The sequence below is a fragment of the Streptomyces kanamyceticus genome, assembly GCF_008704495.1.
GTDB classification, from domain to species: domain Bacteria; phylum Actinomycetota; class Actinomycetes; order Streptomycetales; family Streptomycetaceae; genus Streptomyces; species Streptomyces kanamyceticus.
The window spans coordinates 455,064-467,112 of record NZ_CP023699.1; the positions used below are offsets into that span (position 1 = coordinate 455,064).

Genomic DNA, 12,049 nt, shown 5'->3' on the forward strand with positions numbered 1-12,049 from the left:
CGAAAGGAACGCACCCCCATGCGTATCGCAGTCATCGGGGCAGGCATCGCCGGCCTGACGGCAGCCTGGCTCTTGGACGAAGACCACGACATCACCGTGTACGAAGCCGCCGACCGGCCCGGCGGCAACATCCACACCGTCCCGGTCCCCACACCCGAACACGGAACCGTCCACATCGACGTGGGCGCCCAGTTCCTCTCCCCCACCGCCTATCCCGACCACAGCGCCCTGTGCCGTGCCCTGGGCATCACCGCCGACGGCCGCACCCGCGTCCCGTTGACCACGACCCTGCTGCACACCGGGCAGGACGAACCGCTCCTGGTCACCCCCCACACACCCGGCGACGCCACATCCGGACGCAAGCCGCTCACCGGCCCGGCGTGGGAAGCGCTCGGCGCCTTCCTGGCCCGGGCCGCCCAACTCGAAGCCGACAACGGACCGGACACCGCCACCGTCGCCGATCTCGCCGGCCCCCTCGGCCTGGCCGACGACCTGTACCGGCACGCCGTCCTGGCCTGGTGCGCCTCCTTCGTCGGCTGCACCCTGGAACAGGCCGCCCGGATGCCCGCGCGGGCCGCTGCCGCCTGGGCCACCCGCACCCCACCCGAGCACGCGGACGCGGCCCCGATCTGGCACACCCTCACCTCGGGGCTCGGCGCGGTCACCGACCGGCTCGCCGCCGCACTCAAGAACCCCGTCCGCTGTCGCACCCCGGCCCGGCACATCTCCCTGAACGCCGACGGGCCCACCGTGCACAGCGCGGACGGGCAGGAACTCCCCTACGACAGCGTGATCCTGGCCCTACCCGCCCCCCGGGCGGCCCGGCTCCTACAGCAGTGCCCCCGGCTCGCCGGCACCGCGGCCCACCTCAGCGAGTTCACCTACGTCCCGACCACCGTGGCCCTGCACCGCGATCCCCGGCACATGCCCGCCGACCGCGCCCACTGGTCCAGCGCGAACACCACCAGTGACGGCCACTGGGCCGAGACGACCAGCTGGTTCGGCCCAGACCTCGGCACCGACCTCTTCAAGAGCTGGATCACCCACCGCACCCCGCCTGACGACATCATCGCCACGGCCCACTTCCAGCAACTCCTGCCCACCGTCCCCGGCCTCCGCGCCGCCGTCCAACTCACCGCCCATCAGGGGCACCACGGCATCCACTGCGCCGGAAGCTACCTGCACGACGCCGACAGCCAGCAAGGAGCCGTCCGCTCCGCCCTCGACACCGTCCAAAACCTCGCCCCCCGCAGCCGCCGCCTCCAGTCCCTCACCACTTCGTAACCTCCGACCCGCACCTCTGTCACGCCTGCCCGGCGGCCCGGCGACGGGGAACCCTCCCGCCGGGCAGGCCCCCTCCCCCTGATGGACCTCCAATGATCAAACCCGCTGCCCGCCTGTCCGACCTCTCCTACGGCCTGCGCGGTCCCCTGCCCCAACTCGCCGACACCCTCGAACAACAAGGCCGCCCCATCATCCGCCTGCACCTGGGCGACCCCGCCGCCCACGGCCTGCCCGCACCCCCACACGTCCTGGACGCCGTCAAGCACGCACTGGAACACTCCCGTGCCTACACCGCCGCCCAGGGCCTCACTGCCGCCCGCGAGGCCATCGCCGCCTACTACCACCGCCACGGCCTCGCCCTGCACCCCTCGGACATCCACCTGGGCAACGGCGTCTCCGAACTCGTCCCCCTCGCCCTCCAGGCATTCCTCAACCCCGGCGACGAAGTCCTCCTGCCCTCACCCGGCTACCCCTTGTGGGCCGCCTCCGTCCAGCTCGCCGGTGGGGTCCCCGTGTACTACCGCTGCGACGAGCACAACGGCTGGCAGCCCGACCGCGACCATCTGAGTGACCAGATCACCGCCCGTACCGTGGCACTGGTCACCAATACCCCTCACAACCCCACCGGCGCCGTCTGGAACCCCGCCACGCTCCGCACCCTGGCCGACATCGCCCGCAGCCGTGAACTCCTGCTCATGGCCGACGAGATCTACGCCCACATCACCTACGACGCCCAGCACACCGTCCTGGCGACCCTCGCCCCCGATGTCCCCTGCGTCACCTTCAGCGGACTGTCCAAGATCTGCTGCATCCCCGGGTTCCGGTCGGCATGGATGGCCGTCTCCGGCCCCCGCGCCGCAACCCACGCCTACACCGAAGCCATCACTCAGCTCGCCAGCCTGCGCTTGTGCCCGAACGTGCCCGCCCAACACGCCATCCCGCCCGCTCTCGAGCACATCCACCAAACCCAGGACAGCCTCACCGGCCCGGCCGGCCCACTCCGAGAACGCCTGAACACAGCATGGGAGACGCTCTCCCACATCCCCGCACTCACCTGCACACGTCCCCAAGGCGCCTTCTACCTCTTCCCGCGCATCTCTACCGCCACGGCCTCACCACACGACAGCACACTGGCCGACAGCCTGCTACGCGACCAAGGCGTACTCATCGCCCCTGGAAGCGACTTCCACCTCACGAGCGGCGACCACATCAGACTCTCCGCCCTGGCCGACCCGGCCACGATCAACAAGGCCATGACACGGATCGCCCACCACTTCGACACCGGCACAGCCACACCCCGCTCGCAGACGTAGGTATCTCCGGCACACCACGCGCTCCAGCCGTCGTGGCAGCATGCCGCGATCTGCCCTGTCGTGCCTCCCTGAACAGGGTGAACACTCATCGGCTGCCCTGCCATCTCCTCGGACAGCAACGCCCTGGCTTGCAGGGGTCGAGCTGGGTGCGGCGGGGCTGGTGGCGTCCGGTCAGCAGCTGTTCGGGGCTCTCGGCGCGGGCGGCCCGGCGGACGGCACCCATGTGCAGTTCCCGGGCGATCTCGCGGATGCCGTGTCCCTGGTCAAGGAACGTGTGGACGACTCTGTGGCGTTCGCTGAGACGGGTCTCGATGGGCGACATCTCCTTCGTCGGGTCCTGCTCGTCGGTGAAGGAGATGTGCACGATGCTGTTCTCGTCGGCGTCGGGTGGCTTCAAGCAGACGTTGTGTCGGCGCACGCGGCGTTCCACCGCGGTGGCGAAGTTCTGCCAGAGGTGGAAGGGGTCGGCGACCTGGACGGCCTGGGGTGCCCCGGTGCGGGCGCCGTCGGCGTAGACGCCAGCCCGGTCCCGGCAGATGATCTCAAGGCCGGGGTGCTCGCGCAGCCACGCGGCCAGGGTCTCGGCGTCCCGGCCGGGCAGCAGGTCAAGCGGCTGGCCGGTCTCGTAGTTGATGAGCACCGTGCCGTAGTGCTGGCCGCGGCGGGTCGCGAAGTCGTCCACGCCCAGGACTCGCGGCGCCGTCCAGGGCGGGTCGGGCAGGGCCATCAGCAGCCGCAGGAGCGTCGTGCGGCTGACCATGCTGTGCAGGACCACTGTGAAACGGGCCCCGGCCCGCCCGGCCAGGGCGACCGCCGCCGCCTCCAGTACCCGGCACCAGACGGGGTCCGTCTGCCGTAGCGGACCGTCAGGCCATCGACCTGTTCGACGAAGGTACGACGCCGGCACCGCGGGTTTTCGCAGTACATACGGCGGACTGTGAGCCGGATCAGCACCGGCTGTCGGCGTACTGAGCAAGGTGCTCAGGTAAGTTCCGATAAACGTGCTCAGTTGGATCGCTATTGGAGTGCTCACTCGCGGAGCTCCGTGCGACGATCGCTGGATGGAGAGTCCTGGTCCGTCGTTTCGACGACGTCTGCTGATCGAGTCGCTGACGGTGCTGGCAGCTGATGCTTCTGTCCAGGTGTCCTGGCTGGAGAAACATCGTGTGGTGACGGACGAGATCGCCTTGGACTTCGATCACGCATTCCGGATGGCCGAGAGGCTGGTCGAAGAGGGTCAAGTCAGCCAGGGTGCTCTGCCCGGTCTGCGTGAAATTGATCTGGTCTTCAGCGGGATGAGTGGTGCAGAAAGCGCTGGTCGGTGGGCAAGGACTGCCTTACCCACCGACGCAGGATGGGCCCAGGCCCGTCAGTTGGCCCGCCAAGTCCTCGTCGCGGAGCTTGGTGAATGGAACCTGCCCCTGCCGGAGATCGACGTCATCCGATAACCGGGTATCTGTGGGTCAGGCGACGTTCGTGTCGCGTTCGATGGCGGCGAGTCGGTTCTTCAGACGGTAGCTGGGGCCGTTGATCGAGACGACGTCGCAGTAATGCAGGAGCCGGTCCAGGATTGCGGTGGCCAGGACTTCGTCGCCGAAGACTTGTCCCCATTCGCTGAAGGTCTTGTTCGAGGTCAGGATGATCGACCCCTTTTCGTAACGCTTGGAAATGACTTGGAAGACGAGGTTGGCTTCGGCTCGTTCGAGGGGCTGGTAGCCAACCTCGTCGACGACGAGAACGCTTGGCCGCAGGTAGGACCGTAGCTTGCTGGTCAACCGGCCTGCGTCTTCTGCCGCTTTGAGGTGTCGGACCATGTCGTCGAGGGTGGTGAAGTAGATCGAGAACCCGGCTCGGCAGGCCGCGACCGCCAGGGCGACGGCGATATGCGTCTTGCCCACTCCGGGTGGCCCCAGCAGGGCTGCGTTGGCTGTGGCCTCGACGAACGAGAGGGTGGCCAGGTCTTTGACCTTGCGTGGGTCGAGTTCGGGCTAGAAGGAGAAGTCGTAGTCGTCCAGCGTCTTGTGGTGCGGCAGCTTGGAGAGCCTCAGCCCTTGGCGGAAGCGGCGGTCGTCGCGAACGGCGAGTTCCTCGGCCAGCACCAGTCGAGGAGGTCGAGATAGCCGAGCTTGCCCTCCTCGGCCCGCTCGGCGTACTGATTCAGGCTCTCGGCCAGGTGGGGCAGGCCGAGCTTGGCGGCCGTGCTGCGGATGCGGGCGGTGACCAGCTGACTCAACGGACTTCCTTCGGCGTCGAATGGGTGGTGAAGGGACGGGTGCCGGTCAGCTCGTCATAGACCGACAACGGGCGGGTGCCGACCTTGATGCGGGCGGCGGTAGCCCGGTTGAGCAGGGCCTTGAGCGGCCCGGCCTCCTCGCCGAGCGGCTCCTCGTGGCGAGGCTGGAGCGGGATGTCAGCGGTGGTGACCCGGCGGTTGTCCCCCTTGGGGAGACCGTCCCAGTGCCTTTCGTCCACGATTCGGGCGCCGCGGCCAACAGCCCTTGCGTGGACGGCTAGCAGGGTCTCGCCGTTGGCGTCCGGAACGGTGGAGTGGAGCATGACCTGGGACTTTGTTGCCCGGATCTCGACGAGTTAGCGGGCGCGGACCTTGCGGGCCGGCACCGAGTAGAGGTTCGCTTCGAAAGCGACCAGGCAGTCCTTGCCGACGTGTCGCAGGTGCCGTTGCGTGACCACATAGGGTGCCGGTGGAAGAGGTCGCAGAGCCACGTGATCGCGGACTGCCCGGTTGCCGATGACTTCGCCATGGGTGCGGTGAGTGCGCGACCGGCGGTCGGGAACCCAGGCCATGAACGCGGCGTCCATCTCCTCGAGGGAGGAGAAGGCCCGCCCCGCCAGCACGTGGTCGCGGACGATGTCGACCTGCCGTTCGACCCGGCCCTTTCCCGTCGGCCGATAGGCGGCTAGCACATCGATGTCTACAGGATGCAGGGGAACAGCCGCTCCGAGGGCGACATGCCTGCGGACCACGGTCTTGGTCCGCTCATAGACGATCGCCATCGGAATGCCACCGAAGTCTGCAAATGCCTGGCGGTGGCAGTCGAAGAACGTCGCCAAATCCTGGCTGGTGGTGAAGCAGCAGAACGGATCACGCGAGTAGGACAAGGTCATGGAACGAATAGACCTTCGGGATTCCCATGTGGGCGAGGACCTTTCCCTCATCACCCCAGTCCACCTGGGCCTGGGCCCCTGGGCCCACCTCGAACCGGCGGTTCAGTCCAGCCAGTTCGTCAGGTGCAATGCCGAGCTCGGCCGCGATACGGGGCCTTGCTTCCTGCAGATAGAGCTTCACTCGCTGGTAGTTGCCGGCGAAGCCGTACTCCGTCACCAACCGCTCGTGGATTACCGCTCCCTTGATCAGGATCTCGGCTCGCAACATGGCGTCGATCAGCGGCGCGACCTCATCCACCACGCGCCTGCGAGGCTGCCATTGGGCGCCCGCCGCGGCGGAGCCACCGGAGCCTGTGCCGCCAGGTACTTGCGCAGCGTGCGGCGGTTGAGTCCGGTCTCCTTCGCGATCTCCGACAGGCTCATCGCCCCGGACTCGACCAGACCGCGAAAGCGGCGAAGCTCCAACCATCGATACTGATCCAGGACCACCGTCAGCCGCCCCTCTGACACCCCAAAAACAGACAGCAGCAGATTGCCGACCCACCGGCCTCAGCACATCAACAACTGAGCACATTCATCCGTACCTAGCTGGGCACGTTCACGTGTGCGCCGACAGTGGTCTGGCCCCCGATAGGGCCGTCGGCCAGGCGACGTTCGTAAGTGCTGTGCACCCTGCGGGACTCGGCCGCACAGTCCGGACAGGGCATGCTGTGATCCCGGGTTCTGGCCACGACATGGACCCTCCCGCCTACGAGGGACACCTGCTCCACCCGCACCGGACTGAGGTACGGGAACAGCACACCGACGAGCTCATCACACGACACCACGCTCCCAGATGACGCTACGTCAGGAAGGCGAAACCCCGGTGATCATCCTCACGGAAATCTTGCCTGATCCGACTGCTGGCAGCGCATGTCGCCCAGTTTGGGCAGCAGTTGGCGATCGACATGCTGGAGAATGTTGGTGAGCTTCGACAGCGGATCGCCGCTTCAGAGCCAGACAGTGATGGCGACGGCGGTCGGGATGAGTGTGCTGGCGAAGGACAGGAGCCAGTAGCGGGGTCTTGTGAGTTGTGTTCGGCGGACGAGGGGTCGGTTGGCGATCCACCAGAGGACGGCGCTCGCAGCGATCATGGGGCCGAAGAAGAGGAGTGCCGCAGTTGGGCTGGCGTCTTGTTCGTTGGTCGGAATTCTTGTCGTCAGCCCGATGTCGGCGAGTGGCCAGTTCGACAGCAGAAACCAGAGCATCAGCATGGGCACGATGGCGGGGATGCCGAGGAGCAGGTTGATGCCGAGTGCTGTGTACCAACGTCTGATCATGGTTCTCCCGCCCCTGTGATCGCCTGGTGGTGGCGAGAGTACCGGCCCACCTTTTCTCCCGCCTGCTGGTGAAGGCTGGTGAACCTTCAGGTCGCCATCAGCCCGCGTCTGCCTGAGGGAATGCTGTGATCCGAAAGTCATCCGGTGCTCTCGTTGCGGGCCCGGGTCTGCTGGAGGCGGTAGGAGTCGGTGCCGGTCTCGATGATGTTCCCGCCGAAGGTGAGCCGGTCGACGATGGCCGCGCAAAGTCGAGGATCGGTGAAGGTCTTGGTCCAGCCCCCGAAGCTCTCGTTGGAGGCGATGGCAAGGCTGTTCTTCTCCTCGCGTTCGGTCAGCACCTGGAACAGCAGCTCGGCGCCGTGCCGGTCGAGTTCCATGTATCCGAGCTCGTCGATGCACAAAAGATCGACGCGCCCGTAGCGGGCGATGGTCTTGGTCAGCTGCTTCTCGTCCGCGGCCGCGACCAGCTCGTTGACGAGCTTGGTGGCCAGCACGTACTTCACGCGGAATCCGGCGATGGCGGCCTCGGTACCGAGGGCGATCAGCAGGTGGGACCTGCCGGTGCCGGAGTCACCGATCAGGCAGAGCGGGAGTCCCTTCTTGACCCACTCGCACTTGGTCAGGGTGTGGATGGTGGCGGGGTCGACGTTGGGGTTGGAGTCAAAGTCGAAGTCCCGGATTAATTTCTGCCGGGGGAACGCGGCGGCCTTGACGCGGCGTTCGGACCGGCGTCGGGCCCGGTCGTCGCACTGACCCGTCTTCCAGATCCTCCCCCCGTTACCTTCTTCCTGGCTCCGCAATGGAGCCTCTGGCCTTCGGGTCCGGCATGACTTCCCCCTCCTGTTGTTGATGATCCGGGGGGGTGGTGTCACCGGGTCCGGAGGCGTCGACGGACCGCTGATGAGGGGCTTGAGCGCCGGCTTCATCCGAGCTGGGAGAGCTCTCCGTAACGTGGATGTGGCAGCTCGGTGCCCAGGCAAGGCCGGATGAAGGCGTGATGGAGGGGCCTGCACGTGATCGACACCGGCGACATCGACGTCTTCCTCGGCCTGGACGTCGGCAAGGGCGAACACCACGCCACCGCCGTCACACCGGCCGGGAAGAAGGCATTCGACAAGCGGCTGCCCAGCACCGAGCCCAAGCTCCGCGAGCTGTTCGCCAAGCTGCAGGCCAAGCACGGAACGGTGCTGGTCGTGGTCGATCAGCCGGCCTCGATCGGTGCCCTGCCTCTGGCGGTCGCCCGAGACATGGGCTGCCCGGTCGCCTACCTGCCCGGCCTGACGATGCGGCGGATCGCCGACCTCTACCCCGGCGAGGCGAAGACGGACGCGAAGGACGCGTTCATCATCGCGGACGCGGCCCGCGCGATGCCTCACACTCTGCGGGCGATCGACGGCAAGGACGAGACGATCGTCGGGTTCGACGACGACCTGGCCGACGAAGCGACCAGGGTCGCGAACCGGCTCCACGGCCTGCTGACCCAGATCCATCCGTCGCTGGAGCGGGTGCTGGGGCCGCGGTTGCAGCACCCGGCCGTCCTGACCTTGCTGGAGCGGTTCGGATCCCCGGCCCAGATCCGCAAGGCCGGACGACGACGGCTGGTCACGCTGTTACGGCCGAAGGCCCCCAGGATGGCCGAGCGGCTGGTCGAGGACATCTTCACCGCTCTGGACGAGCAGACCGTCACCGTTCCGGGGACCGACGCGGCAGCGCTCATCGTCCCAAGCCTGGCCGGCTCGCTGACGGCCGTGCTTGACCAGCGCAAACTGCTGGCCACGAGGATCGAGGAACTGCTGGGGGCTCACCCTCTTTCGAAGGTCCTGACGTCCATGCCGGGCATCGGCGTCAGGACCGGAGCCAGGATCCTGATCGAGGTCGGCGACGGCAGCACCTTCCCGACCGCCAGCCACCTCGCCGCCTACGCCGGAATCGCCCCAGCAACCCGAAGTTCAGGGTCGTCGATCCGAGGCGTACAGCCCTCCCGGAGAGGAAACAAGCAGCTCAAACGGGCCTTCTTCCTCTCCGCGTTCGCGGCCCTGGGCGACCCGGCATCGCGGATCTACTACGACAAGAAGATCGCCCAGGGCAAGCACCACACCCAGGCCCTGCTCTGCCTCGCCCGGCGGCGGGCCGACGTCCTGTTCGCGATGCTCCGTGACGGAACCCTCTACGAACCCCAACCCGCGCGATCAGCATGAACAGACACCATGCCGAGAGACTTCACGAACTCGGCTGACCTGCGAACTCTCGGTACTCGTCCACGAGCCGGAAGAAGGCGTCAAGCGGAGGTTCGCCAGGCAAATCCTCCATGACCGCAGCGTCCCACCCGGTCGCCATCGACCATCCACGGGTCCTGCTTAGCCAGGAGGCAAACCCTCCACTTCCACGGTGGAACTCGAACGCCTCATCAACACCGTGGACCTGAAGCGCGAGGTGGTACCCGAACATCATCACCGCCAGTTCCTGCAACGAGCCGCTACGCACCCATGCGTTCGGCCGCTGCCGAACGGCATCCAGCAGGTCATAGACGTTCCGCCACTACTCGACGGCCCGCGCCTTCGGCCCTTCGCCCGACGCCCCCACCACATCCCCTTCCCCAGCTGACATCACCAGCAAGCTAACCCGCCACCTTGACGAACTACATAGGCCCCCCGCAAACCTGTGCCGTACACGGACGACCACTACAACTTCCGTACAGCGCGCGTTGAGTCCCCGACTCCGGCGGTGACGAGGTGACGGATCACCTCGGCCATGCGCGACACACGTCGCCAGCTGTGCCAGTGAAGGGTGGAGCGCGTCACCCATAGCGGATGACGCCCTGCCTACTCCAGGGCGGTTCTGATCGTCGCCATCACTGGTGCGGCGGCTTCTTCCCCACGTCCGGGATGCGGTCGCGCAGCACGATCTCCACCGCGATCAGAGAGTGGATGACCGCCACGGTGGAGAACCCTTAGCAGTAGTACGACTGGCGCAGCAGCTCGCGGGCCGTACACCAGGCAGACCATCCCCGGCTAGCCAAACCGGGGATCCTCCGCACCATTGGGGACTGTGTGAGGTCGTGATCGATATCGGGGCTCCGCTGCCGCCTCGGGGCGGTTCGCGGTAGAACGTCGGCGTGACGCGGCGACAGCTCAGCGATGACTAGTGGAAGCTCATAGAGCCGTACTTACCGGTGGGCGAGTACGGCCCTACTCGGTGCGGCTGCGGGACCAGTTCGAGGGTGTGATCTGGCGTTTTCGGTCCGGTGCCCAATGGCGTGAGACGCCCGCGGAGTTCGGGCCCTGGCCCACCGTCTACGGCCGGTTCCGGCTCTGGCGGGACGCCGGGGTCTTCACCGCGCCGCTGGATGGCCTGATCGCCGAGGCCGCCCGGCAGGGGGAAACGGACCTGCCGCTGGTCAGCGTGGACTCCACGACCGCCCGCGCCCACCACGACGCCGCCGGAATGCATGTCGAACCCAAGATCGTGGGGGCCCTGGAGAAGGCCGTCAGGGAACAGGAGCGGCCCCGGCGAAAGGGGGCACCGGCGAGGGACAGAACGGGCAGAGCGCCGGAGGCGACCCCGCCCGACAAGAGCGGCGACACCTCCGGCGCAGACACGAAGCCCGCCTGAAGCAGGCCCTGTTCGGCCGGTCCAGATGCGGACTGACCTGCAAGGTCCACCTCGCCTCCGACCGCAAGCGCCGTCCGCTGTCGATCATCCTGACCGCCGGGCAGGCTGCCGACAGCCCACAGTTCGTCCCCGTCCTGAGGAAGGTCCGCATCCGGCTGCGCGTCGGCCGGCCCCGCACCCGGCCCGACGCGGTGGCAGGCGACAAGCCGTACTCCATATGACGTCGGGGCAGGTGACGCGGCGCCAGGTCGCCAACGGTCAGCCTGTCCTGCGGCACCAGCCGACGTCTGCTTCTTGTGCGCGGGGACGAATCGCCGGTGCCCTGGTGGGCGCGACACTCGCAGGGTTCCGATGGGAGTCCGACGGAGGTCGTTTCTGGTGGTCGCTGTGGTTGCCGGGCCCGCAACGCCGGGTGTGCTGGCGGGAGTACTGGGAAGCCCCTGGCTGTCGTTCGCCGTACGGCGGCTCGGGCGGTTCGTGGTGTCGCTCTGGGTGGTGGTCACCGCGGCGTTCGTCATGATCCACCTGATGCCCGGGGACCCCGTACGGTCCGCGCTCGGCATGACGGCGCCCGTGGAAACGGTGAACGCGAGGCGGCAGGCGCTGGGCCTCGACGACGGACTGCTGACGCAGTACTGGCACTACCTGCGGTCCCTGTGCGGCGGCGACTTCGGGACGTCCGTGCTCAGCAATCTGCCCGTCTCGCAGCAGATCGGCGACCGGCTGCCCGCGACGGCGCAACTCGCCCTGGCGGCGTTCGTCGTGGCCATGGTGGTGGCGGTTCCGGTGGGCGCGGTGATGGCCGTGCTGACCAGGGGAGGGCGGCGCAGGGGCGGGGAGCTGGCGTTCACCTCGACCAGCGTACTGCTGGCGGCGATCCCCGAGTTCCTGCTCTCCGTCGGGCTCGTCTATGTCTTTTCGGTGCACCTGGGCTGGTTTCCCGTGGCCGGGCGCGGGGGCCTGATCTCGTACGTACTTCCCGTGCTGGCACTGGCTGTTGGCCCCGCGGCCGTCCTCGCGCGGATCGTCCGGGTCGAGATGCTGGCCGTCCTCGGCAACGACTTCATCCGTACGGCGCGCGCCAAGCGGCTGCCCGCCCGGCGGATCTACGCACGGCACGCGCTGCCCAACGCGCTCACCGCGACGCTGACCATGGCCGGTCTGGTGCTGACCGGACTGGTGGCGGGGACCGTCCTCGTCGAGAACGTCTTCGCGTGGCCCGGGCTCGGGTCGACGATCGTGCAATCGATCCAGCAGAAGGACTACCCCGTCGTGCAGGGGATCGTCCTCGTCTACGGGATCGGGGTGCTGACCGTGAATCTGCTGGTCGACGTGTTGCTCGCGGTGCTCGATCCACGCTCGACGATCCGGGAGGCCTGAGCCGTGCAGAACGCC

The 12,049-nt window shown here is 67.6% G+C and carries 12 protein-coding genes and 3 pseudogenes; 6 read left to right on the top strand and 9 right to left on the bottom strand.

Annotated features, from left to right (window positions below; genetic code table 11):
• The first annotated feature begins 18 nt into the window (after positions 1-18).
• Entirely contained in the window at positions 19-1,284 is a 1,266-nt protein-coding gene (locus tag CP970_RS01830; RefSeq protein WP_055546430.1) for an FAD-dependent oxidoreductase, read from the top strand.
• A 92-nt stretch (positions 1,285-1,376) separates the two neighbouring features.
• A complete protein-coding gene (locus CP970_RS01835) occupies positions 1,377-2,597 on the top strand; it encodes an aminotransferase class I/II-fold pyridoxal phosphate-dependent enzyme (protein WP_055546428.1) in 1,221 nt (406 codons plus the stop codon).
• Between the two features lie 85 nt (positions 2,598-2,682).
• Here CP970_RS01835 and CP970_RS01840 read toward each other — a convergent pair whose 3' ends face one another.
• Positions 2,683-3,357, bottom strand: coding sequence for a transposase (locus tag CP970_RS01840; protein WP_150492871.1), 675 nt, complete (start codon positions 3,355-3,357; stop codon positions 2,683-2,685).
• Between the two features lie 301 nt (positions 3,358-3,658).
• Here CP970_RS01840 and CP970_RS01845 point away from each other — a divergent pair, with 301 nt between their 5' ends.
• Positions 3,659-4,045: a hypothetical protein gene (locus CP970_RS01845; protein WP_224058151.1), complete on the top strand. Its 387-nt coding sequence runs from the start codon at positions 3,659-3,661 to the stop codon at positions 4,043-4,045.
• 15 nt (positions 4,046-4,060) lie between these two features.
• Here the strand turns inward: CP970_RS01845 and istB (CP970_RS01850) are convergent.
• The 8 genes and pseudogenes from istB (CP970_RS01850) to istB (CP970_RS01865) all read right to left on the bottom strand — a co-directional run.
• Positions 4,061-4,830: pseudogene (gene istB, locus CP970_RS01850) on the bottom strand (IS21-like element helper ATPase IstB).
• On the bottom strand, positions 4,827-5,153 hold the full coding sequence (locus CP970_RS46155) for a hypothetical protein (protein WP_450260490.1): 327 nt from the start codon (positions 5,151-5,153) through the stop codon (positions 4,827-4,829). Before CP970_RS46155 ends, istB (CP970_RS01850) begins: the two are co-directional and overlap by 4 nt.
• A gap of 33 nt (positions 5,154-5,186) precedes the next feature.
• Entirely contained in the window at positions 5,187-5,723 is a 537-nt protein-coding gene (locus CP970_RS46160; protein WP_450260492.1) for a Mu transposase domain-containing protein, read from the bottom strand.
• Entirely contained in the window at positions 5,701-6,024 is a 324-nt protein-coding gene (locus CP970_RS46165) for a hypothetical protein (protein WP_450260494.1), read from the bottom strand. Before CP970_RS46165 ends, CP970_RS46160 begins: the two co-directional genes overlap by 23 nt.
• Complete coding sequence (locus tag CP970_RS46170) at positions 6,000-6,212, bottom strand: hypothetical protein (RefSeq protein WP_450260496.1); 213 nt, start codon at positions 6,210-6,212, stop codon at positions 6,000-6,002. Before CP970_RS46170 ends, CP970_RS46165 begins: the two co-directional genes overlap by 25 nt.
• Positions 6,213-6,307: 95 nt before the next feature.
• A complete protein-coding gene (locus CP970_RS45890) occupies positions 6,308-6,430 on the bottom strand; it encodes a transposase family protein (RefSeq protein ID WP_398654429.1) in 123 nt (40 codons plus the stop codon).
• A 282-nt stretch (positions 6,431-6,712) separates the two neighbouring features.
• On the bottom strand, positions 6,713-7,042 hold the full coding sequence (locus CP970_RS01860; protein ID WP_079043419.1) for a hypothetical protein: 330 nt from the start codon (positions 7,040-7,042) through the stop codon (positions 6,713-6,715).
• Between the two features lie 137 nt (positions 7,043-7,179).
• Positions 7,180-7,794, bottom strand: a pseudogene (gene istB, locus CP970_RS01865) (IS21-like element helper ATPase IstB); the annotation flags it as partial.
• A 261-nt stretch (positions 7,795-8,055) separates the two neighbouring features.
• Here istB (CP970_RS01865) and CP970_RS01870 point away from each other — a divergent pair.
• The 3 genes and pseudogenes from CP970_RS01870 (at position 8,056) to CP970_RS01885 (ending at position 12,034) form a co-directional block, all read left to right on the top strand.
• Entirely contained in the window at positions 8,056-9,240 is a 1,185-nt protein-coding gene (locus CP970_RS01870; RefSeq protein ID WP_055546414.1) for an IS110 family RNA-guided transposase, read from the top strand.
• Positions 9,241-10,196: 956 nt separating this feature from the next.
• A pseudogene (locus CP970_RS01880) lies at positions 10,197-10,869 on the top strand (transposase); the annotation flags it as partial.
• Positions 10,870-11,032: 163 nt separating this feature from the next.
• Positions 11,033-12,034: an ABC transporter permease gene (locus CP970_RS01885; protein ID WP_224058155.1), complete on the top strand. Its 1,002-nt coding sequence runs from the start codon at positions 11,033-11,035 to the stop codon at positions 12,032-12,034.
• The last annotated feature ends 15 nt before the right edge of the window (positions 12,035-12,049 follow it).

Bases quoted from the DNA above. Each gene is read 5' to 3' on its own strand.
- CP970_RS01840 (WP_150492871.1), bottom strand. From the start codon at position 3,357: ATGGTCAGCCGCACGACGCTCCTGCGGCTGCTGATGGCCCTGCCCGAC.
- CP970_RS01830 (WP_055546430.1), top strand. From the start codon at position 19: ATGCGTATCGCAGTCATCGGGGCAGGCATCGCCGGCCTGACGGCAGCC.
- CP970_RS45890 (WP_398654429.1), bottom strand. From the start codon at position 6,430: ATGCCCTGTCCGGACTGTGCGGCCGAGTCCCGCAGGGTGCACAGCACT.
- CP970_RS01845 (WP_224058151.1), top strand. From the start codon at position 3,659: ATGGAGAGTCCTGGTCCGTCGTTTCGACGACGTCTGCTGATCGAGTCG.
- CP970_RS46155 (WP_450260490.1), bottom strand. From the start codon at position 5,153: ATGCTCCACTCCACCGTTCCGGACGCCAACGGCGAGACCCTGCTAGCC.
- CP970_RS01860 (WP_079043419.1), bottom strand. From the start codon at position 7,042: ATGATCAGACGTTGGTACACAGCACTCGGCATCAACCTGCTCCTCGGC.
- CP970_RS01835 (WP_055546428.1), top strand. From the start codon at position 1,377: ATGATCAAACCCGCTGCCCGCCTGTCCGACCTCTCCTACGGCCTGCGC.
- CP970_RS46160 (WP_450260492.1), bottom strand. From the start codon at position 5,723: ATGACCTTGTCCTACTCGCGTGATCCGTTCTGCTGCTTCACCACCAGC.